The organism is Actinobacillus succinogenes 130Z, from assembly GCF_000017245.1.
Classification (GTDB): Bacteria; Pseudomonadota; Gammaproteobacteria; order Enterobacterales; family Pasteurellaceae; genus Exercitatus; species Exercitatus succinogenes.
The window spans coordinates 1,187,732-1,209,598 of sequence record NC_009655.1 but is presented as its reverse complement, the minus strand read 5'-3'; the positions used below and the strand labels follow the sequence as shown (position 1 = coordinate 1,209,598).

Genomic DNA, 21,867 nt, shown 5'->3' with positions numbered 1-21,867 from the left:
GCCCCCAATTAATATCAAAATTTCTATAGTGTTCGTCTCCCGGCGGTTGTTAAACAATCACGGAGACACTTCAGAAAGGTTCCATTAACAGGTTATCAATCATTCCGATTTGTACGTATTGCGTACCCCTGAATAATATCCACGGGCGTATGCGCTACTCCTTATAATAATTATAATTAAGGGCGACATACCGCCCTTTCGGTATATATAAAATGGCAAAACAAGACTATTACGAAATCCTTGGTGTGGAACGTGGTGCGGACGAAAAAGCGATAAAAAAAGCTTACAAACGTCTTGCCATGAAATACCACCCTGACCGCACTAAAGGGGATAAAACAAGCGAAGAAAAATTCAAAGAAATCAATGAAGCCTATGAAATTCTAAGCGATAAAGAAAAACGTGCCGCTTATGATCAATACGGTCATGCAGCCTTTGAACAAGGCGGTTTCGGTGGTGCGGGTGCCGGTGGATTCGGCGGCGGCTTTGGCGGTTTCGGCGGGTTTGAAGATATCTTCAGTGAAATGTTCGGTGGCGGTTCCAGTCGTCAACGCGTAGTGCGCGGAGACGATTTACGCTACGATATTGAAATTACGCTGGAAGAGGCTGTTCGTGGCATTACCAAAGATATTCAGATTCAAACCCTGGCAACTTGTGATCATTGTAACGGTAGCGGCGCAGAAAAAGGATCGAAAGTAGAAACTTGTCCGACGTGTCACGGACACGGGCGGGTCCGCCGTCAACAAGGGTTCTTTATGACAGAAACCACCTGTCCTCACTGTCACGGAACCGGTAAAAAAATCGAAAAACCTTGTAAAAAATGTCACGGCGACGGTCGCGTACACAAAACCGAAAGTCTGTCCGTTAAAATTCCGGCGGGTGTCGATACCGGTAACCAATTACGTTTGGCCGGTAAAGGGGCGGCAGGTGAAAACGGTGCACCGGCTGGCGACTTATATGTGGTTATCCATGTAAAAGAACATCATATTTTTGAACGCGACGGTAACAATCTTTATTGTGAAGTGCCAATCAGCTTTACTCAAGCGGCATTGGGCGGTGAAATTGAAGTGCCGACATTGGACGGACGGGCAAAACTCAAAATACCTGAAGGTACGCAAACCGGTACGATGTTCCGTATGCGCGGCAAAGGAATTACCGCTATGCGCTCCGGCTATTCGGGCGATTTAATCTGCAAAATCACGGTAGAGACACCGGTGAAACTGACGGACGAACAAAAAGATCTGCTGCACAAACTGGAAGCCAGTCTTGAAGGTAAAACGACACAACGTCCTAAATCTTCAAGTTTCCTTGACGGTGTGAAAAAGTTCTTTGATAACTTAGGCAAATAAGCAATAGGCGTATCTTACGGATACGCCTTATTTATTAAGTGCGGTCAAAAATTTTAACGAATTTTAACTGTAATCCTTTATTATGCTAAAACTTTTTATCTTTCATGACAGCGCCTAGTCAAAAAGCGGTTTTGAACAAATAGAAATTATACCCGATATACATCAGCAGGAAGACTAAACCTTCAAAACGATTAATCCGCCCTCTTTTGCCGAAACCGAAAATCAGTAATAATACCGTTAACACCGACATCACCAGCATATCGCGTGAAAAGACTTCTTGTCCAGCATGAATAGGCGAAATCGCACCGGCAATACCCACGACAGCCAATGTGTTAAATAAATTGGAACCGATAATATTGCCTACGGCAAGATCCACTTCGCCCTTACGTGCAGCCATTAAAGAGGAGGCTAACTCGGGCAATGATGTACCGATAGCAACGATAGTAAGTCCGATAACCAAATCACTGATACCGAAGTATTTTGCCACTTCGACCGCTCCCCAGACCAATAATTGCGAACTGCCCATTAATAGAAGCAATCCGACAAACAACCAAAGCAATGATATACCTAACGGCATATATTCCTGTGTACTTAAATGTTCCTGTAAATCTCCAACCAAGGTATCGGATTTTCGGGTTAAACCATGCCAAATACTCCACCCCATATACAAGATAAAAATCAGTAATAAAATAAACGCATCCGTACGAGAAACCGAGGCGTCATAAATCAGGAAAGCGGAAATCGCGGTAATGAAAAGCAACATCGGTAATTCTTGCTTTAACACTTGCGAATTGACGGCTAAAGGCGAAATTAATGCGGTACACCCCAAAATTAACGCAATATTGGTAATATTCGAGCCGTAAGCATTCCCTAAGGCGATTCCCGGATTATGATTAATTGCGGAAATCGCCGACACAATCATTTCCGGTGCGGAAGTACCGAATCCAATAATTACGATACCGATTAACAGTTGCGGCATACCGAAATGACGCGCTACGGCCGCGGCACTATCCACAAAACGATCGGCGGACCAAATTAATAATAATAGTCCGGCAATAATGGCTAAGGAGGGGAAAATCATAGTACTCTCCGAGATTATAACTTGCTGATAATAAATGCCAGTAAATAGGGCTGAAAAAATAAAAGCCCGAAAAATTCGGGCTAAAAGCTTTTGGTTGATTATAAATACTTATCAAAGGAGACAAATAAGCATTTACCAAAAGAAAAATGGCTCCTCCTGCGGGACTCGAACCTGCGACATATGGATTAACAGTCCACCGTTCTACCGACTGAACTAAGGAGGAATAAACTTGTAATCGCTAACTTAACTTGCCGAAATGACACATATTCTTTATTTTTTATGATTCACCGTCCGATAGTATATTATGCTCAATATTCACCATCGTTTCAGCTATAAATTCAACATAGTTAACTTTGATAGGTCGCGAATAATAATAATCTTACTCCCGAATGTCAACCCTAAAATTCAAAAAACTTCGTTTTTTCAACCGCACTTTTCTATCCACACAACCTGTGGATAACTCTGTGAATTCTTTTTTGAGAAAATGCCGCAAGCCTTATAAAATCTAGGGTTGTTTTCACCGAACTTAAAATTGGTCGCAAAATAACATTTCCTTATATTTCAATAACTTAAAAAAATTCCATAAAATTTAAAATAAATTTTTATCAAAATTTCCGCTTACACAGCTTGACTTTTCTAACCCTGTGTAAAACCTAGGATTTTCCGGTCTGAAATCCTGTAAAAAATATGATAAAATACACCTACTTTATAAGAGATCAGTATCCTAAAATGGCACATAAAATTAATACGAAACCTTTTATTCTTCATTCCGATTTTAAGCCTTCCGGCGATCAACCTTCAGCTATAGCAAAACTCGTGGAAAATCTTAACGACGGTTTGGCACATCAAACCTTGCTCGGCGTAACAGGCTCGGGAAAAACCTTCACCATTGCAAATGTCATTGCGCAATTAAACCGTCCGGCAATGTTACTGGCGCCCAATAAAACACTGGCCGCCCAGCTTTATGCGGAAATGAAAACATTTTTTCCGGAAAACGCAGTGGAATACTTTGTATCCTATTACGATTACTATCAACCTGAAGCCTATGTACCCAGTAGCGACACCTTCATCGAGAAAGATGCCTCTATAAATGATCAAATAGAACAAATGCGGCTTTCCGCTACCAAATCTTTCTTGGAACGCCGTGACACTATCGTAGTCGCTTCTGTTTCCGCTATTTACGGCTTAGGAGATCCGGACAGTTATCTGAAAATGATGCTACATTTACAAACAGGCGCCATTATCGATCAACGTCAGATTTTAGCCCGTTTGGCAGAATTACAATATACGCGTAACGATCAGGCTTTCCAACGGGGTACATTTCGGGTACGTGGTGAAATTATCGATATTTTTCCGGCGGAAAGTGATGACCAGGCGGTTCGTATAGAACTTTTTGATAATGAAATAGAACGCTTAAGTCTATTTGATCCGCTCACCGGTACCGGTTTTGGACGTATTCCGCGATTTACGGTTTATCCGAAAACCCACTATGTGACACCACGCGAACAAATTCTGGATGCCATAGAAAAAATTAAAACGGAATTAGCTAAACGTCGCGAATATTTCATCAAAGAAAATAAATTATTGGAAGAACAACGAATCACTCAACGAACATTATTTGATATCGAAATGATGAACGAATTAGGATATTGTTCCGGTATCGAAAACTACTCTCGCTATTTATCCGGTCGCAATGAAGGCGAACCGCCTCCGACTTTATTCGATTATGTTCCGGCGGACGGTTTATTAATTATTGACGAAAGCCATGTTACCGTACCGCAAATAGGAGGAATGTACCGAGGCGATCGTTCCCGTAAAGAAACTTTGGTTGAATACGGTTTTCGTTTGCCTTCCGCATTAGATAACCGTCCATTGCGTTTTGAAGAATTCGAACGATTAGCACCGCAAACTATTTATGTTTCGGCTACGCCTGGGCCTTATGAATTGGAAAAATCCGGTTCGGAGATTATCGATCAGGTTGTCCGTCCTACCGGCTTATTGGATCCTGAAATTGAAATTCGTCCGGTAGCTATTCAAGTGGATGATTTACTTTCCGAATCGCGGCAAAGAGCGGAGAAAAACGAACGGATTTTAGTCACTACGCTTACCAAGCGTATGGCTGAAGATTTAACGGATTATTTGGAAGAACACGGTGTACGGGTACGTTATTTACATTCGGATATAGATACCGTAGAACGGGTGGAAATAATCCGGGATCTCCGTTTAGGTGAATTTGACGTTTTAGTGGGGATTAACTTATTGCGGGAAGGTTTGGATATTCCGGAAGTTTCACTGGTAGCGATTTTAGACGCCGATAAGGAAGGTTTCCTGCGTTCCGAACGTTCGCTCATTCAAACCATCGGACGAGCGGCTCGTAATCTGAAGGGAAAAGCGATTCTGTATGCGGATCGCATTACTCAGTCCATGGATAAAGCCATTACAGAAACCAACCGACGCCGTGAAAAACAAATGAAATACAACGAAGAACACGGCATTATTCCGCAGGGGTTAAACAAAAAAGTAGGAGAATTATTGGATATCGGCCAAAATTCCAATAGAAACAAAGGAAAAAGCCGTAATAAAATTGAGAATTCTTCCGCACATTATAAATTACCTAAAACCCCTAAAGAATTACAAAAACAAATTAAAAAACTCGAACAACAAATGTATAAATTCGCTCAAGATTTGGAATTTGAAAAAGCCGCCGCTATGCGCGATCAACTACATCAGCTACGGCAGGAATTCATGTTGGATAAACTTGAGTAAAGTAAATTACAAGAAAATCCTAGCCATTCAGCTAGGATTTTTATTTACGCTAACAAACCGGACTGATTCAGAATGAATAAAATAGCGAATCCGCTCAAAAAAATCAAACCTGCGACAGAAAGCCAGAACAATCCCCCACGAACTTTATGTTCACCTTGCAATACCAGAGAAAAGTTTAACCAGGCAAATAATGGTGCGGAAACAAAAGAAGCAATCATCGCAAATTTCAACATCGGACCTACCGCATTATTAAAGTAAAAAATCACGGCTAAGCCGGAAAGCGCGGCCAAAATAATGGCAATATTCAAAATTCTAGGCGAACTTTCTTTACTGCCCAGAAGTAACCGTAAGCTTTCCACGTTGGTTCTCGAATAACCGTCAATTACCGTGATGGTGGTACCGAACATACACATAAATGCAATAAATGCAATTAAACCGCGTGCCCACTCTCCGATAGTCGACGCATACATATTGATCAGTTGTGCAATATACTTTCCACCAATCATTTGCACTTGCTCGCCGGAACCGAATTGTACTAATGCGCCCAAAGCCAAAAAAACTAAAGCCAGTACGGAAGTACCAATGAAACCGACATTAAAATCAAAAATCCCGTCTTTGTAAGAAATTTCGGTCAAGCGGCGTTTTGCCGTTACCCACATGGAGTTCAATGCCGAGATTTCAATCGGAGCCGGCATCCACCCCATTAACGCCACAATAAAGCCCAATCCCAGCGAACCAAGATTCCAGGGAGTTGGTGCGACAAAATCGGATTGCGCTACGCCTTGTATACCATTACGCAAAAATGCAATTAATACGGCGATCACTGTTGTCACCGTCAGAGTAATCATTATCAATTTAGACAGGCTATCTAAAATACGGTATTTCCCGAGTAATAAAATAAAGGTACTTACAGTGATAACAATTAAGCTTAAGACCGGAATAGGGACTGTGACAGGCAATACGAAAGTTAAAATTGTCGCGCAAAGCAATCCTACAGCAGCAGTATTAATAATTGTTGCAAAAACATTAAGTAAAAAGAAAAGCCATAGATAGAGTTTTCCTTTTTCCAAATACCCCTCTAATAATGTCTTGCGGCTGTCGAGCGTGTACTGTGCGCCAAAGCGGAAAAACGGATATTTAAATAAATTCGCCAGAATAATAATTAAAACTAATTGCCATCCGTACATTGCTCCGGCCTGAGTTGACATAATAATATGTGAACCGCCTACCGCTGCGGATGCCATAAGAATCCCCGGGCCTAATGCCCCTAATCTTAATTTCCAAGATGATTTCTCGGTATTTTGTATATTCATGATTTGTATAAGAAGTATAAAAGAGTGAACAGATTCTACCTGTTTTTAAACTTTTTACAATGAGAACCGCAAAAAGATAAACAGAAAAGTAAAATGAAAGAAATGGCTGGGGTACTAGGATTCGAACCTAGGAATGCTGGAATCAGAATCCAGTGCCTTACCGCTTGGCGATACCCCAATGGACGTTATCTTAAGATACACAAGAAATTATATGACAGTATGGCTGGGGTACTAGGATTCGAACCTAGGAATGCTGAGATCAAAACCCAGTGCCTTACCGCTTGGCGATACCCCAATAGACATTATCTTAAGATACACAAGAAATTATATGACAGTATGGCTGGGGTACTAGGATTCGAACCTAGGAATGCTGAGATCAAAACCCAGTGCCTTACCGCTTGGCGATACCCCATTTACTAAAAGAATGCAAGCTAATGAAATGGTGCGGAAGGAGGGACTTGAACCCACACGCACAAGCGCCGGAACCTAAATCCGGTGCGTCTACCAATTTCGCCACTTCCGCACAATAAAAATTAAAAATATGGTGGCTACGACGGGATTCGAACCTGTGACCCCAACATTATGAGTGTTGTGCTCTAACCAACTGAGCTACGTAGCCATATTTTTAGATTTTATTGCGTTACCGTCATCGGCTTTGCGGAGCGTATTATGCTGATTTCAGCCTATGCCGTCAACTCTTTTTTGTAAAAAATCCGGATTATTATACCAATCGCCTAGAGATTAAGCAATTCGCTGCAAAACCGACCGTAATTTGCTCAATTTATAGTAAACGGTCATAAACATCAAAGTGCGGTCATTTTTCCACATGATTTTCATCACGGATTCAACTATCAACGTACATAAGGATTATGTATTTTTTCCCGCCCTATTGTCGTGTAAGGACCATGCCCCGCAATCACAACCGTATCATCGGGCAAAGCAAATAATTTTTCTTTAATCGATCGCATTAAATCCGTATGATCCCCGCCGGGAAAATCCGTTCGTCCGATACTTTGATTAAACAACACATCACCGGTAAAAGCTATATGATGAGCATGATCGATAAAACCGATATGTCCCGGCGTATGTCCCGGCAAATGTAACACTTCAAAGCTCAATTCGCCTAATCTAATCACTTCACCTTCCCGATTTAACCAGCGATCGGGCAAGAATGCTTCAACCTCAAACAAACCGAACTGACGGGATTGCTGAGGTAACATTTGAAACCAATATTCATCCAATTGATTCGGACCTAAAATTTCACAATCAAAACTCGCCTTTAACTTAATTGCCGCTCCAACATGATCCAAGTGTCCGTGAGTCAACAAAATCATTTTCGGGTTAAGTCTCAATTCTTCAATGCGTTTAATCAATTTCGACGCATCTCCGCCCGGATCAATAATGGCGGCGCTCATGTCTTTTTCATCCCAGATAATACTGCAATTTTGCTGAAAAGAGGTTACAGGAATAATATCTAATTTCATTAGCTCTCTCAAAAAAGGAAAAACCGCACAAAGTGCGGTCAAAAAACAGATTTTTTAACTACCGCGCCAGGTTCTGACAGGCCCCGTATCTACATGTACAAAATTACTAGACGGATAAAATCCTACACCGCCGGATTGCATTCTTTTTGCCGCATGATGTACCCGATTCAACGCAATCCCGTCAATGCGAAAATCAATCGCCTTTCCGCGAATATGGTAACTGTTACTGGCTACCCCTCGGCTTCGACGGCGCATTGCCGCATTACTTGCCGGTGAGCGATAACCGCAAATGATCTGAATTTCCGTATTTCGCAACCCCAAATTACTTTGAATACGATATAGCTTGGCGAACAAATTCGGATCCATACGGTGTACCAAATTATTTCGTCTGTCACGCATGAACCAATCAAATTTCTTTTGTACGCTTGCCGAAATAAATGAGCCTTCCGAAAATTCCGTATTAAAAAATTCTCCCGTATTAATGTTGTGCAAACGCATGATTCTTGGTTTAGGCGTAGATACCGCCGCCAACAAGGAATTAGGCAAAACTACCGCACCTAATGCAATTCCTCCGAGGGACAACCATTTACGTCTGCTTAAATTTATGTCGGCCATACTATATCTCTCAATGAAAAGTCATACTGAACTATGACAGAATGAAATATTTGAAGTTCATCGTTAGGAAAATTTAATCGCACTTTTCAACACAGCGTGAAAGTGCGGTCAAAATTATAAGTATTTTTGAATCGTATTCCAATTTACATAATCCGGATGTCCGACCCGATCATAACCGTAAATATCCGGTACAGACTGGACTTTACCGTTTTCTACCCAGGTGGTGACATAGTAAAGATAGACCGGATTATCGGACAGAATCGGGGCTGATGTGGTTTTTTTACTGTTTAACACCCGTTGTTTTTTATCCGATGACCAACCGGCTTCGCTTAACAAAATAGAAGCCAACTGATCCGATTTATCCACCCGAACACAACCGGAACTTAACGCTCTGTTTTTATTGTTAAATAAGGCATGATTCGGCGTATCGTGCAAATAAATAGCATCGGAACTCGGCATATTGAATTTATAACGACCGAGAGCGCTGTTATCGCCTGCCGCCTGGCGCAGGCGATACGGAAATTTATTACCGATACTGCCCCAATTGATGTTATAAGGATTCACCGTATTCCCTTTCCCGTCAATAATACTATAGCCATGGCGTACCAAATAATTTGGATCACGCTTTACTTTCGGAATAATATCTTCGTTAATTAAACGAGTGGGCGCATTCCAAGGAGGATTGACTACCACATTACTTAATTTGCTGTACATAACCGGTGTACGACGATTATTTTTACCTACAATTACACGGGAATTTAACGTTAACCGACCGTTACGATAATAATTTAACTGATAGCTTGGAATATTAACAAATATCCCATTATAAAAATCCGGAATAATACGCAAACGCTGGGCATTAATAGCTAATTTATAATTATCGTTGACGGGTACTTTATTAACGGAATTTAAATTACCGGCGATAAGATTAACAGTTTGCTGATACAAGCTGTTATTTGCATGCAATCCATTGATATAATTAAGATTTTCATTATTTTTTACCGCTTCAAGCCATAATGCGATATCCTCATCCGCCGGCGTTCCCGCCTGATAGCCATTCACCGAATACAGCCAGTTTTGCGCTGACTGTGTAACATTTTTGGAGTAATAAAGATAATCCAAAAATGCATCGGTCAACAATATATCGTAAATTTGTTTATCCGTTTCGACGGCGATTAAATCCAGAGAACGGGCGGAACGGACAGAAATTCCACTGGCAACCATAGCGGCATATTCATGTAAAAACTGTTTTTCCGCCGCAGAATCCGTCCACAATAGTTCATATTCACGATCCGCATAAATTTTAGCGACAGTCGATTTAAATTGCAGTGGACGAACACCGATAATGCTGCTTAGCTTTTCTTCCGCCTGGCGTTGTTTTTCCTGCGCCAGCCGCTCTTCTTCCGCCTTACGCACAGCCTCTAAACGTTCCGCCTCTTCGCGTTTTTGCTGCTCAACCTGCTGAGTTGCCAAATCCACATCAATATTTTCACGATTAGAGGTATTCGGAAAATAATCGGATAAGACACAACTCGTGCATAACCCCGAGATAAAAACGACGAACGGAGCAAATTTAAATGAGCGTTTAGATTGTGACATACCTATTCCTTAAAATAGCGATAAAATTGACCGCACTTTTACCCCTTATGCGATCGATCAAAAATTATTTTTGTGTCGATGTTGTTTCAGCCGGTTTTGCCGCTTCCGAATGCACCGAATTATTCATATGCGCAAGCTGGTATTTAGCATAATCCGCAGCCATATGTTCCGCTTCCTTCAAGAAGAAATCCGGCGCTTCATAATCTTTCGGCAAATCATTGATATCTTTTAACAATGCTTTACCTTCGCGTTTAAAGCGATCATTTAACGCTTTAAGACGGCGAACGTCATCTTTATCATTTTCCGTTTTACGTTTTTCAAAATTTAATGATTCAAATTTACGTTCACGACGCTCGTCTCTAATTTTCAACTCTTCATTTAATGCCACAAATTCCGGATCTTTTTCGATACGGGCTTTGTGTTTCCGAGTTAATTCATTCACAGCCTGACTTGCTTCGCCGGCAAGAGAATAGGTTGCCGCCGGAATTTTATCCCAAGGCAGCGCATTGTCTTCTTTTTCTTCACCGATTTCTTTTGCATCGATAATTTCAGGAAATTGGATATCAGCCGCGACCCCTTTCATTTGTGTACTGCCGCCATTGATTCGATAGAATTTTTGGATGGTATATTGAATGAAACCTAACGGATCCTGATCCAAATCATATACGAAATTTAATGAACGACTTTGTTGTACCGTACCTTTTCCGAAAGTATTTTGTCCTATAATAACGCCGCGATTATAATCCTGAATAGCGGCCGAGAAGATTTCCGAAGCGGAAGCACTGTGCCGGTTAATCATCACCAATAACGGCCCGGAATATACTTGTGCGCTATCCGGATCTTCATGGACTTTAATTCGGTTATAAGCATCGCGAACCTGCACGACCGGACCGTCGGAAATAAATAATCCGCTCAGTTCGACCGCTTCCGTTAAAGCACCGCCACCGTTTTCTCGCAAATCAACAATCAATGATGTCGCTTTTTTCTCTTCCATTTGTTTGAGTAATTTGCGTACATCCGCAGTTAATCCTATATAAAAAGTCGGAATTTTAATGACGGCAACCATTTCGCCGTCAACTTTTTCCACTGTCAGTTTTGCCGCACTGTCTTCAATACGCACTTTGTCTCGAACTACGGTCACAATACGTGTTTTGCCGCTTTTTTCAGATTCAAGCTCCAAGCGGACTTTCGACCCCTTTTTTCCTTTGATTTTGTCAACCACGTCTTCTAAACGCCAGCCCACAACATCTTCAATTTCTCCTTTCGCCTGACCGACACCGATAATTTTATCGCCCGCTTTAATTTTTTTACTGCGAGCCGCCGGTGCGCCGGGAACCAGTGATTGGATAATGGTCATGTCATCTTCCTGACGCAATGTCGCACCGATTCCTTCCAGCGAAAGATTCATACTTTCATTAAAACTCTTAGCGGTACGCGGTGCTAGATAACTGGTATGCGGATCAATTTCGCGGGAAAAAGCGTTTAAAAATAACTGCGTAATATCGTCCGCTTTAGTTTGAGTTAAACGGCGAATTGCCAGATTATAACGTTTCGTTAAGGTTTTCTTGATTTCCGGCCATTTTTTTTCTTTCAGTTTGAGATCAATCACATCATTTTTAACGCGTTCTTCCCAAAGTTTATTCGCCTCTTCGGTATTTTTCGGCCAAACCGCTTTGCGGCGATCAATCTCAATTTGATCATCCGCGGTCAGATTAGGCTCTTTATTCAGCACTGACAGAGCGTATTCATAACGTTCGTAACGGCGTTTACTCATTAAATCGTACATAGCAAAGGCGATATCCAATTTACCTTCGTTTAACTCGTCATCAAGCTTGTTGGCATATTGAGCGCGTAAATTGTCAATATCCGATTGCAGAAACGTATTATGGTTATAATCCAATCCGTCCAAATAACGATCAAAAATCTTTTGTGAAAAAGCATCATCCAATTGGAACTTACGATAATGTGACTGAGTTAAACGAGTCGCTACACGTTTTGTCGCTAATGAATTCTCTTCCGTAACCTGCGGAACGGTAATTTCGTTCGCTTTAATACTTGGTTGAACCGCAGATACCTGTCCACTAAACAATGCACTTACTACAAAAACAGCAAGAAAGCTTTTCGATTTATTCAATTTCATTGAGTATTCCTAAAGGATATCCCTAAATAAAGAAAAACATCGTTAGGAAATTCCTACCGATGCATACATGCCGTTATATTTGTAAACGACATACCAAAACACTAGGCAAATAAGCGATCTGGCGATACATTAATGGTTAATCCGTTTTCAAGCTGTACACGGGCAGAATCTTTCGCAACTTCCAACACAGTTGCGCTTTGCACCGCATTTCCCGCTTTAATTTTTACTTGTTGACCGGCTTGCAACGTAGCAAGCTCAATCGCCGTTAAAGCGATTTTCGATTTCCGTGGTACGTTGGGCTTGATTGTTTTATTACCGAGTGTTTGAGACTTACGCGGTTGACGTTTTTTCCGGTTGGCTTTCCCAGCCGCCCTTTCCGCTGCACGTTTTTCAGCAAATTTAGCTTTTGCTTCGGTCAGTTGCCGTGCGGCATGTTCTACATGTTCCTGTTCTAAAACACCGCTCGGATTACCCTGTAAATCCACTCGCTCAGCCCCTAAACGGCAACCGTGCAAATAACGCCAATTCGACGTATATTGACGCAATGCATGACGTAATTGCGTTTTACTGACACGTTCATCATCTTGTAATGCTTCCGCTAAATCCTGGAACAATCCGATTTTTAGCGGTTTAGCTTCACCTTCCACCGAAAAACAAAGCGGAAATTTCTCCGCTAAATAGGCAATGATTTCTTTATTGCTTGATAATTTCTGCACTTCTGGCTGATTTTGTGCTTCAGTGGCTTGTTCGTTTAATAGAACGTCAGTCATGTTAATTCCCGTCTGATAAAAATATAGAAAATTGTGCGTATTTTATCGTATTTTTTTTAAAAATGGCAATGAATTAATCAATGGATGGATAAAATATCAGTTTTATTTATTTTTTTAGTCGCACTTTTGCCTTTTATTTTAAAAATATCTAAAATACGCCCATTATTTTATGACGTGATAACTTATGACGAAACCAATCGCTTACTCTTCATCTACTTCTATCGCTCGCTGTGGCGAATGCGATGCGGTGGTTGCCGTCTCGGATTTGAAAAAAGGTCAGCATGCGGAATGTCCTCGCTGCCATCATACCTTACAATCAAAAGATCGCTGGTCATTACAGCGTTGCGGACTTATCGCCATTTCCATTTTAATTTTAATGCCTTTCGCATTAACCTATCCTTTGCTCAGCGTAGATTTAATCGGATTAAAAGTGGATGCCTCTATCTGGGGCGGTATATGGAAAATGGCAACAGAAGGTTATCCCTATACGGCATTCATGGTGTTTCTGACTGCGGTATTCGCACCGATTTCTTTTGCATTGCTAGTCATTTTATTGCGTATCGTACAAATTATGAAACGTACGCCTCGTAATCTATTAATCGCTATTGATTATATCAAACCTTGGGTGATGTTTGATGTCTACCTCGTCGCCCTCGGCGTCAGTGCATTTAAAGTACGGGATTACGCTTCGCTTAACTTTGATATTTATCTCATCGCTTTTATCACCGTTGCGATCCTCATCACGTTGTTGTTCACCAAAATTAACCCACGTGAATTATGGACGGATTTTTACCCTCAACATATGCAGTTATCACAAATTTCGGAAGAAAAACGACCGCACTTTTGTTCCAGTTGCGACTATACTTTTGAACATCCGCTACTAAACGAAAAACAGCGGCCGATTTGTCCTCGTTGTCGCACGGAACTGAATAAATCGGCAGCAATAATGTTACAACAAACTTGGGCGCCGCTGCTTGCCGGAATCATCATGTTGTTTCCCGCGAATTTTTATCCGATTTCCTATACTTTTATGAATAACATTCCAACGGGTGATACCTTAATTTCCGGCGTTATCGCCTTTATGAAAATGGGAAGTTATTTTGTCGCATTTGTTGTGTTTACCGCCAGTATATTCGTGCCTATCGGCAAAGTATTGATTATGCTTTACCTGCTTGCCAGCATTCACTTTAACTGGCGTCATTCTATAAAATGGCAAATGCGCTTATTTCATATCATCCACTTTGTGGGGCGTTGGTCTATGCTGGATTTATTCGTACTGGCGTTAATGATGTCATTAGTGACACGCGGGCAAATCATTAGCTTCTCGGTTGGTCCCGCCGCATTCTACTTCGGCGCTTCAGTTTTTTTGACCATGATCGCCACCACTAATTTCGATAGTCGTCTACTTTGGAAAATTTATGAAAAACAAGAATTCCATTAATCCCCCGCAAAAATCCGTCGAATCGGTCGAAACCGCCAATATTCGGCAATCCCGTCGAATTTCACCGTTTTGGTTGTTGCCGGTTATCGCACTATTGATTGGCGCTACCCTATTCTTCCAAATTATCAGAGAACAGGGGCATACTATTCGTATTACTTTTGCAACGGGTGACGGTTTGGTAGCCGATAAAACCCAAGTCCGTTATCAGGGCTTACAAATCGGTATCGTCAAAAAAGTCAGCTTTACCGATGATCTGAAAAAAGTTGAGGTGGAAGCCAATATTTATCCCGAAGCAAAAACCGTCTTGCGTAAAACCACCCGTTTCTGGCTGGTTCAACCTAATGCGTCATTGGCCGGAATCTCCGGTTTAGATACCTTAATTTCCGGTAACTACATTACTCTGCACCCCGGCGAAGGCGATTATGAAGACGACTTTATCGCCGAAAGCGAAGGTCCGGTGGCGCAAATCAAAGACGGCGATTTGCTGATTCATCTTATTAGTGAAGATTTAGGAGCGATTTCCGTCGGCGCTTCCGTATATTACAAAAAAATGCCGGTAGGGAAAATAATGAATTACCGCTTCATTAAAGATCAGAAAAAAGTACAAATCGACGTCGTCATTGAAAAGAACTATGCCGATTTAGTAAAAAAAGATTCCCGTTTCTGGAATATCAGCGGTATTAAAGCCGATATCGGCATGGGCGGCATTCATGTGGATATGGATAGTCTGAATGCCATAGTCCAAGGCGCTATGTCATTCGATTCACCCGAACACAGCCCGAAAGCGGAACAAAACGAGCACTACACACTGTATGCAAACATCAAGTCTGCGCAACGGGGCGTTGAGGTGGATGTTACCCTGCCTAATCTGGCAGGATTAAAACCGGGTCAAACGGAAGTTTTCTATCAGCAAATTCCCATCGGGATTCTCTCGGAGTTAACCCAAACGGAAGTGGCTCACAAAAATATTTCGGGAAAATTATTACTCAATCCTTCTACCGAAGATTTACTAAAAACCGATACCACTTTTGTGCTGCGCCGCGCAAAAGTGAATTTAGGCAACTTATCCGATTTACCCGCCGCTTTACGTGGTGAATATATCGAGATGTTCCCCGGCGACGGCGAACCGAAAAATCAATTTAACGTTATTAAGGAAAACGAACTATTGCTACAACAACCGGATACGCTGACGTTAACCTTAACGGCACCGGAAACTTACGGTATTATCGAAGGACAAAAACTCTACTACAACAACATTGATATTGGTGAAATCATTGACCAGAATATCAATACCGACGGCGTTAAATTCAATGTTGCCGTCGCCGGACAATATCGTCATTTAATCCATGCCGATACACAATTTATTGCCGCTTCCAATTTGGATGTCTCCCTTGGTCTGGACGGCGTTAAAATCGAAGCCGCCTCGCCCGATAAATGGCTACAAGGCGGTATTCGTGTGGTGAATAACAATAATCGGGGCGCACCGTTGACCAGTTATCCCCTGTACCAAAACCAAAGTAATGCGGAAGCCGGCATTACCAGCAATGTGTTAACCCAGACCTTAACATTGACTACTACCAGCCTGCCAAGTATCGGAAAAGGTTCCTTGGTTCTGTATCGTCAATATGAAGTGGGTAAAATTCTTAATGTTCGCCCGACGAAATCCCATTTCGACGTTGATGTATACATCTACCCGAAACACCGACATTTACTGACCGATAAAAGTCTGTTCTGGGTAGAAAGTGCCGCACAAATCGACATTACACCGAAAGGAATCAGTATTCAGGCATCGCCTGTTGCCCGTTCGCTTAAAGGGGCCATCAGCTTCGATAATTCCGGCTCGGGTAAAAATCGCACGCTTTATGCCAACGAACTTCGGGCAAAATCTGCCGGACAGGTTATTACTTTAACCGCAAATGACGCTTCGAATTTAAGCAAAGGAATGGCATTACGTTACATGGGATTAAACGTGGGGGAAATCGAAAGTTTGTCCTTGGATACGAAATCACGGAAAGTTATTGCGAAGGCTTTCATGAATCCGCAATACATGGGGCTCATCGCCAAATCAGGTTCAAGTTTTCGCGTGATTTCACCGCAAATCTCAGCGGGAGGAATCGAAAATCTAGACTCGCTTCTGGCACCCTATATTGATGTTGAGGCGGGTTCGGGCAAACATCAGACACAATTTACCCTTATCGATCAACACAGTCCGCAAAAGAGCAAACTGAATTCCGGTTTTCCAATTATATTGGAAGCCAATGATGCCTCCAATCTCAGTATTGGCGCACCGCTCATGTATCGCGGCGTGGATGTCGGTAAAATCAAAGATATGGAATTAAATCGTCTCGGTGATCGGGTTTTAATTCACGCATTAATCGCAAACAAGCATGCCCATTTGGTTCGCCAAAACACGCAATTCTGGATTTCTTCCGGCTACACGGCGGGCTTAGGCTGGAATGGAATCGAAGTGAACACCGGTTCTGTGCAGCAGTTATTAAAAGGTGGTATTGCATTTTCAACGCCGTCCGGTACCATCGTACAACCGCAAGCGAAAGCCAACCAACGTTTTCTGCTGCAGGTTCGCCGTCCGGATGAATCCAAACAGTGGAATTCAGGTGTCATTGCCCAGTAAAAAACAAGCAAAAAATTGACCGCACTTTTCTGATTTACAGCCTATGATCAGTCAAGTGCGGTCGAAAAACTGACATTTTTTAATAAAAAATAACGCTTTAACCTATAAATCGTCAAGAACGGCAAGAGCGTCCGATAACTTCTTCACTGTAAAAACCTGCATATTCGGTAATTTATTTTTCGGGCGGTTACCGAATGGTACGATTGCCCGTTTAAAGCCGTGTTTTGCCGCTTCGGAAATACGTTCCTGTCCGCTTGGAACCGGGCGAATTTCGCCGCCCAACCCTACTTCACCGAAAACTACCAAATCCTGTGGCAAAGGACGATTGCGAAAACTGGAAATCAATGCAAGCAATAATGCCAAATCCGCGCTGGTCTCCGTGACTTTTACCCCGCCCACCACATTCACAAATACATCCTGATCGGACATTTGCAAACCGCCGTGACGGTGCAGAACGGCAAGCAACAGTGCCAGACGGTTTTGTTCCAATCCTACGGCAACACGGCGGGGATTCGCCAGCATAGAATGATCCACCAATGCCTGGATTTCCACCAATAACGGGCGGGTACCTTCCCATAACACCATAACGGAACTGCCCGATGTTTGTTCTTCCCCTCGACTGAGAAAAATAGCCGATGGATTTTTCACTTCGCGTAAGCCTTGTTCCGTCATCGCGAAAACTCCTAATTCATTCACCGCACCAAAACGGTTTTTATGGCTACGCAAAGTACGAAACCGGCTGTCCGCTTCCCCTTCCAGTAATAATGAACAGTCGATGGCATGCTCCAAAACTTTCGGACCGGCCAACGTACCGTCTTTTGTCACATGCCCCACCATAATAATCGCTACTTGGCGGGTTTTAGCATAACGGGTTAAAAAAGAGGCGCATTCGCGTACCTGCGCCACCGAACCGGGCGAAGACTGAATATCCGCCAAATGCATGACCTGAATAGAATCAATAACAATAATCTGCGGTTTAAGCTGATCCGCCAACCGGCAAATCTGTTCAACGCTGGTTTCGGAAAGCATATGCAGCGTATCCGTCGGCAACCCCAAACGGTTGGCTCGCATCGCTACCTGTTGCAGGCTTTCTTCCCCCGTAACATAAAGTGCGGTCATATTTTCCGCTAATCCGCACATCACCTGCAATAACAGCGTGGATTTTCCCGCGCCGGGGTGTCCACCGATTAAAATGGCGGATCCCGGCACAATACCGCCGCCCAATACGCGGTCCAATTCTTTAAAACCGCTGGTAAACCGTGGTGTTTCCTGCAGACTGATTTCCGCTAAAGTTTGAATTTTTGCCTGAGTTTCACCTGCATAACCGCTGAACCGATCATTTTTTACCACAGATTTTGCCGAGACCAAGCGCACTTCGCTAATCGTATTCCAGGCTTTGCAGGCACTGCACTGTCCTTGCCAACGGGAAAATTCCGCTCCGCAATCGTTACATACGTAAGCCGTTTTGGGGGCTTTTGCCATATTCATCCACCGTTAGTCGAATTAAATTAATCATACGTTTTACATTTTGCCCTTGATGCAACAGTTCATCCAGTTTTCCCATTGCCAAAGCATTATCCCGCGTTTCGCTGTGCAACCGGATAATGTCGTGAATATTTTGAAACAATGCTTCATTACTTTCATTCAGCTCCACTAGAATTTGTTCATCCGCCTCCACCATTTTCGCCACCGCATTCAGCAATTTTTTATTTTCCGTATAATAGTTCAACAAATTAAAAAAAGATCCGATACGTTCGACACTACGCATAAAATCCTGCGCAAAATAAGCCGGCGAGAAAAACACGGTATCCTCTACCAATTGCTGTTCATAATCCAAAAGTGCGGTCAAAATTTCCTTCGGATTTTGTACGGTTTGTTCGAATTGTAAAAATTCACGCCATTTCGTCAGACAATCCATCGGCACAGACAACGTATTAAACGCCAACCTATACCCGCGCTTCGCTTTGCTGGCGGAACTCAACCGTACGCCGTCGATAACCGGCAAGTTCGCCACAAATGTCAGTAAATCCGACAAAGAACCCTGCTTTAATTCAAATTCAATCTCACAAATCGGTTGCGTTTTTTCTGTCGTTTTGATTTCGCCTCGATCCAATGCTACTTCAATTTCCGTCTCGTGCCCGCATTCAATCAACCAAAATTGACGGGTAAAATCCGTGCTAAAAATCGGTTCTAAAGGCAAATGTCCGGGCAAATCGAAAGACAGATCTTTTAATAAAGTTAAATCGGGCTCGGCGGAAGACAGCACAAAATTATATTCGGGACGAATATGCAATCCACCGGTAACTTGCCCGTCGGTTTTTAACGTCATGGTAAACCGTTCATTTTCCGACCGCACTCTGAGTCCCATTTTTCGTTGCGCAAAAAACTGATCCGGCGTGTCATAATAACAATTTCCAAGTATGACGGTTTGAGTCGATAAAATATGAAAATCCGTCATGTTTTGCGCGAAACTATCCGCAAAAGTCCGGCTGACCTCTAATTTCAATTCCACTTCATTTGACATAACAAATTCCTTAATCATCAAAAAATTTGACCGCTCTTTGGGACAAATTATACGAATTCTTCTCGCTATTATACATTTAAACCGTGAATTTTTACTTCATATCGGGTAATATGCACCCAAAATTTGATTAACTCGGCTTAATTCAGGAGTCTCTATGGCAATGAACAACATTTTAGGGTTGTTTGCCCATTCACCGTTAAAACCATTACAACGCCATTCCGATAAAGTGACTGAGTGTTGCAGTATGCTCGTAGAATTTGTGGAAGCGACATTCCAGGGGGATTGGGTTAAAGCGGAAGCTCTTCGCGTACAAATTTCGGAGGCGGAACGCCAAGCAGATACGCTGAAACGGGAAATTCGTTTAAAACTGCCTCGCGGTTTATTTTTGCCGATTGATCGCACTGACTTGCTAGAATTAGTCACACAACAAGATAAACTTGCGAACTTGGCGAAAGATATTGCCGGACGGATGGTAGGACGTCAATTTCCCATTCCCACCCTATTGCAAAATGACTTTATGGTATTTATCTGTCGCGCATTAGATGCGACCGTACAGGCTCACCGGGTTATCGATGAAATGGACGAACTGCTGGAAACCGGTTTCCGAGGACGCGAATTAAATTTCGTCAATAATATGATCAATGAATTGGATTCCATCGAAGACGACACGGATCAAATGCAAATCAAACTACGTAAAATGTTACGCGATATTGAGCAGAATTATAACCCTATCGACGTCATGTTTTTATATAAAATTTTTGAATGGATAGGTGTGCTGGCTGACCAAGCGCAACGCGTGGGGTCTCGCATCGAATTAATGCTGGCACGTTCATAATTTATAGGAAGTTCATGATTATGGAAACATTACAAGAATACGGTTCCTTACTCATTCTGCTAACGGCGTTATTTGCTTTTTTTATGGCATTCGGCGTAGGTGCGAATGACGTATCGAACGCAATGGGAACCTCCGTAGGTTCCGGTACGATCACAGCCAAACAAGCGATTATTATCGCATTAATTTTTGAATGTGCCGGTGCTTATTTAGCGGGTGGCGAGGTAACCGAAACGATTAAAAGCGGTATTATCAGCCCGATGGATTTTGTAGACAATCCTGATGTGCTAGTTCTCGGAATGATGTCCGCATTATTCGCTTCCGGTTCTTGGCTTTTGATCGCTTCACGCTGGGGTTGGCCGGTTTCAACCACTCATTCTATTGTAGGTGCGATTATCGGTTTTGCCTGTATTACTGAGGGGGCGGGCGCTGTAAAATGGGGAGCAATTTTCGGTATTGTAGGAAGCTGGTTTATTACACCGTTTATTGCAGGTGTATTAGCCTACGGTATCTTCTTTGTTATTCAAAAATTAATTTTTGATACGGAGCATCCCTTACGCAATGCGCAAAAGTTTGGTCCGTATTTCATGGGATTAACGGTATTTATTTTAGTTATTGTAACCGTTGCCAAAGGGTTAAAACATATCGGCTTAACCCTCGACACCGGTGAAACCGTGCTAATTTCGCTGGCACTAAGTGGTATTTCTACTATTGTCAGCTTTTTCTACTTCCGTAGTAAAAAATTTATAAAAAAAGCACGTAAAGGAGTCTTTGGCGGAGTAGAATTAGTCTTCAGCATCTTAATGTTAATGACAGCCTGCGCAATGGCATTTGCACACGGTTCAAACGATGTTGCCAATGCAATCGGTCCTTTGGCCGCCGTAGTGACTATCGTAGAAAGCGGCGGAGATATAGCGGCTTCGGCCCCAATGGTATGGTGGGTTCTACCGCTTGGCGCACTGGGTATTGCTTGCGGGTTAATCATTATGGGCTATAAAGTTATGGCGACAATCGGTACGGGAATTACGGATTTAACACCAAGCCGGGGATTTGCCGCTCAATTTGCCACGGCGGCAACGGTTGTGGTAGCCTCTGGTACAGGTTTACCTATTTCGACGACGCAGACCTTGGTCGGCGCGGTATTAGGAATTGGCATGGCGCGCGGTATTGCCGCATTAAATATGAATGTCATTCGCAATATCATTGCTTCATGGATTGTGACATTGCCGGCAGGCGCATTCTTCGCGATTATTATTTATAGTCTCCTTAATGTAATTTTTCGTTAATTTTTATCAAAGTGCGGTCAAAATTTGCCGCATTTTTA

The 21,867-nt window shown here is 42.5% G+C and carries 15 protein-coding genes and 6 tRNA genes; 6 read left to right on the top strand and 15 right to left on the bottom strand.

Features of this window, described 5'->3' with window-relative positions; all coding sequences use genetic code 11:
- Positions 1 to 212 precede the first annotated feature (212 nt).
- Positions 213 to 1,346 (top strand): molecular chaperone DnaJ, encoded by a 1,134-nt coding sequence (dnaJ, locus tag ASUC_RS05740; protein WP_012072834.1) that lies wholly within the window; start codon positions 213 to 215, stop codon positions 1,344 to 1,346.
- A 118-nt stretch (positions 1,347 to 1,464) separates the two neighbouring features.
- Here the strand turns inward: dnaJ and ASUC_RS05735 are convergent, their stop codons facing one another.
- On the bottom strand, positions 1,465 to 2,427 hold the full coding sequence (locus ASUC_RS05735; protein WP_012072833.1) for a calcium/sodium antiporter: 963 nt from the start codon (positions 2,425 to 2,427) through the stop codon (positions 1,465 to 1,467).
- A gap of 147 nt (positions 2,428 to 2,574) precedes the next feature.
- Positions 2,575 to 2,650: transfer RNA gene (locus ASUC_RS05730), tRNA-Asn, on the bottom strand.
- 506 nt (positions 2,651 to 3,156) lie between these two features.
- Between ASUC_RS05730 and uvrB the strand changes: the two genes are divergently transcribed.
- On the top strand, positions 3,157 to 5,193 hold the full coding sequence (gene uvrB, locus ASUC_RS05725; protein WP_041834621.1) for an excinuclease ABC subunit UvrB: 2,037 nt from the start codon (positions 3,157 to 3,159) through the stop codon (positions 5,191 to 5,193).
- Positions 5,194 to 5,237: 44 nt separating this feature from the next.
- Here the strand turns inward: uvrB and ASUC_RS05720 are convergent, their stop codons facing one another.
- The 11 genes from ASUC_RS05720 to proQ form a co-directional block, all read right to left on the bottom strand.
- The gene (locus tag ASUC_RS05720) at positions 5,238 to 6,506 is read right to left on the bottom strand and encodes an NRAMP family divalent metal transporter (protein WP_012072831.1); all 1,269 of its coding nucleotides are present in this window, start codon (positions 6,504 to 6,506) and stop codon (positions 5,238 to 5,240) included.
- A gap of 103 nt (positions 6,507 to 6,609) precedes the next feature.
- A tRNA-Gln gene (locus ASUC_RS05715) sits at positions 6,610 to 6,684 on the bottom strand.
- A 42-nt stretch (positions 6,685 to 6,726) separates the two neighbouring features.
- Positions 6,727 to 6,801 (bottom strand) — tRNA-Gln (locus tag ASUC_RS05710).
- 42 nt (positions 6,802 to 6,843) lie between these two features.
- A tRNA-Gln gene (locus tag ASUC_RS05705) sits at positions 6,844 to 6,918 on the bottom strand.
- A 28-nt stretch (positions 6,919 to 6,946) separates the two neighbouring features.
- Positions 6,947 to 7,029, bottom strand: a tRNA-Leu gene (locus tag ASUC_RS05700).
- Between the two features lie 19 nt (positions 7,030 to 7,048).
- Positions 7,049 to 7,125 (bottom strand) — tRNA-Met (locus tag ASUC_RS05695).
- Positions 7,126 to 7,357: 232 nt separating this feature from the next.
- Complete coding sequence (locus ASUC_RS05690) at positions 7,358 to 7,990, bottom strand: MBL fold metallo-hydrolase (protein ID WP_012072830.1); 633 nt, start codon at positions 7,988 to 7,990, stop codon at positions 7,358 to 7,360.
- A 54-nt stretch (positions 7,991 to 8,044) separates the two neighbouring features.
- On the bottom strand, positions 8,045 to 8,605 hold the full coding sequence (locus ASUC_RS05685) for a YcbK family protein (protein WP_012072829.1): 561 nt from the start codon (positions 8,603 to 8,605) through the stop codon (positions 8,045 to 8,047).
- A gap of 114 nt (positions 8,606 to 8,719) precedes the next feature.
- Complete coding sequence (locus tag ASUC_RS05680) at positions 8,720 to 10,204, bottom strand: L,D-transpeptidase family protein (protein WP_012072828.1); 1,485 nt, start codon at positions 10,202 to 10,204, stop codon at positions 8,720 to 8,722.
- Positions 10,205 to 10,268: 64 nt separating this feature from the next.
- Positions 10,269 to 12,344 carry a carboxy terminal-processing peptidase gene (prc, locus tag ASUC_RS05675; protein ID WP_012072827.1) on the bottom strand — a complete coding sequence of 692 codons (2,076 nt, stop codon included), beginning with the start codon at positions 12,342 to 12,344 and terminating at the stop codon, positions 10,269 to 10,271.
- A 101-nt stretch (positions 12,345 to 12,445) separates the two neighbouring features.
- Entirely contained in the window at positions 12,446 to 13,114 is a 669-nt protein-coding gene (gene proQ / locus ASUC_RS05670; protein WP_012072826.1) for an RNA chaperone ProQ, read from the bottom strand.
- A gap of 184 nt (positions 13,115 to 13,298) precedes the next feature.
- Between proQ and ASUC_RS05665 the strand changes: the two genes are divergently transcribed.
- Complete coding sequence (locus ASUC_RS05665; RefSeq protein WP_012072825.1) at positions 13,299 to 14,555, top strand: paraquat-inducible protein A; 1,257 nt, start codon at positions 13,299 to 13,301, stop codon at positions 14,553 to 14,555.
- Entirely contained in the window at positions 14,533 to 17,187 is a 2,655-nt protein-coding gene (locus ASUC_RS05660) for a PqiB family protein (protein ID WP_012072824.1), read from the top strand. The genes ASUC_RS05665 and ASUC_RS05660 overlap by 23 nt, the downstream gene beginning before the upstream one ends.
- Before the next feature lie 102 nt (positions 17,188 to 17,289).
- Here ASUC_RS05660 and radA read toward each other — a convergent pair whose 3' ends face one another.
- A complete protein-coding gene (gene radA / locus ASUC_RS05655) occupies positions 17,290 to 18,669 on the bottom strand; it encodes a DNA repair protein RadA (protein WP_012072823.1) in 1,380 nt (459 codons plus the stop codon).
- Positions 18,635 to 19,711 (bottom strand): CYTH domain-containing protein, encoded by a 1,077-nt coding sequence (locus ASUC_RS05650; RefSeq protein ID WP_012072822.1) that lies wholly within the window; start codon positions 19,709 to 19,711, stop codon positions 18,635 to 18,637. The genes radA and ASUC_RS05650 overlap by 35 nt, the downstream gene beginning before the upstream one ends.
- Positions 19,712 to 19,865: 154 nt before the next feature.
- Here ASUC_RS05650 and ASUC_RS05645 point away from each other — a divergent pair, with 154 nt between their 5' ends.
- A complete protein-coding gene (locus ASUC_RS05645; protein ID WP_012072821.1) occupies positions 19,866 to 20,546 on the top strand; it encodes a TIGR00153 family protein in 681 nt (226 codons plus the stop codon).
- Positions 20,547 to 20,566: 20 nt separating this feature from the next.
- Entirely contained in the window at positions 20,567 to 21,829 is a 1,263-nt protein-coding gene (locus ASUC_RS05640; RefSeq protein WP_041834755.1) for an inorganic phosphate transporter, read from the top strand.
- Positions 21,830 to 21,867: the final 38 nt, after the last annotated feature.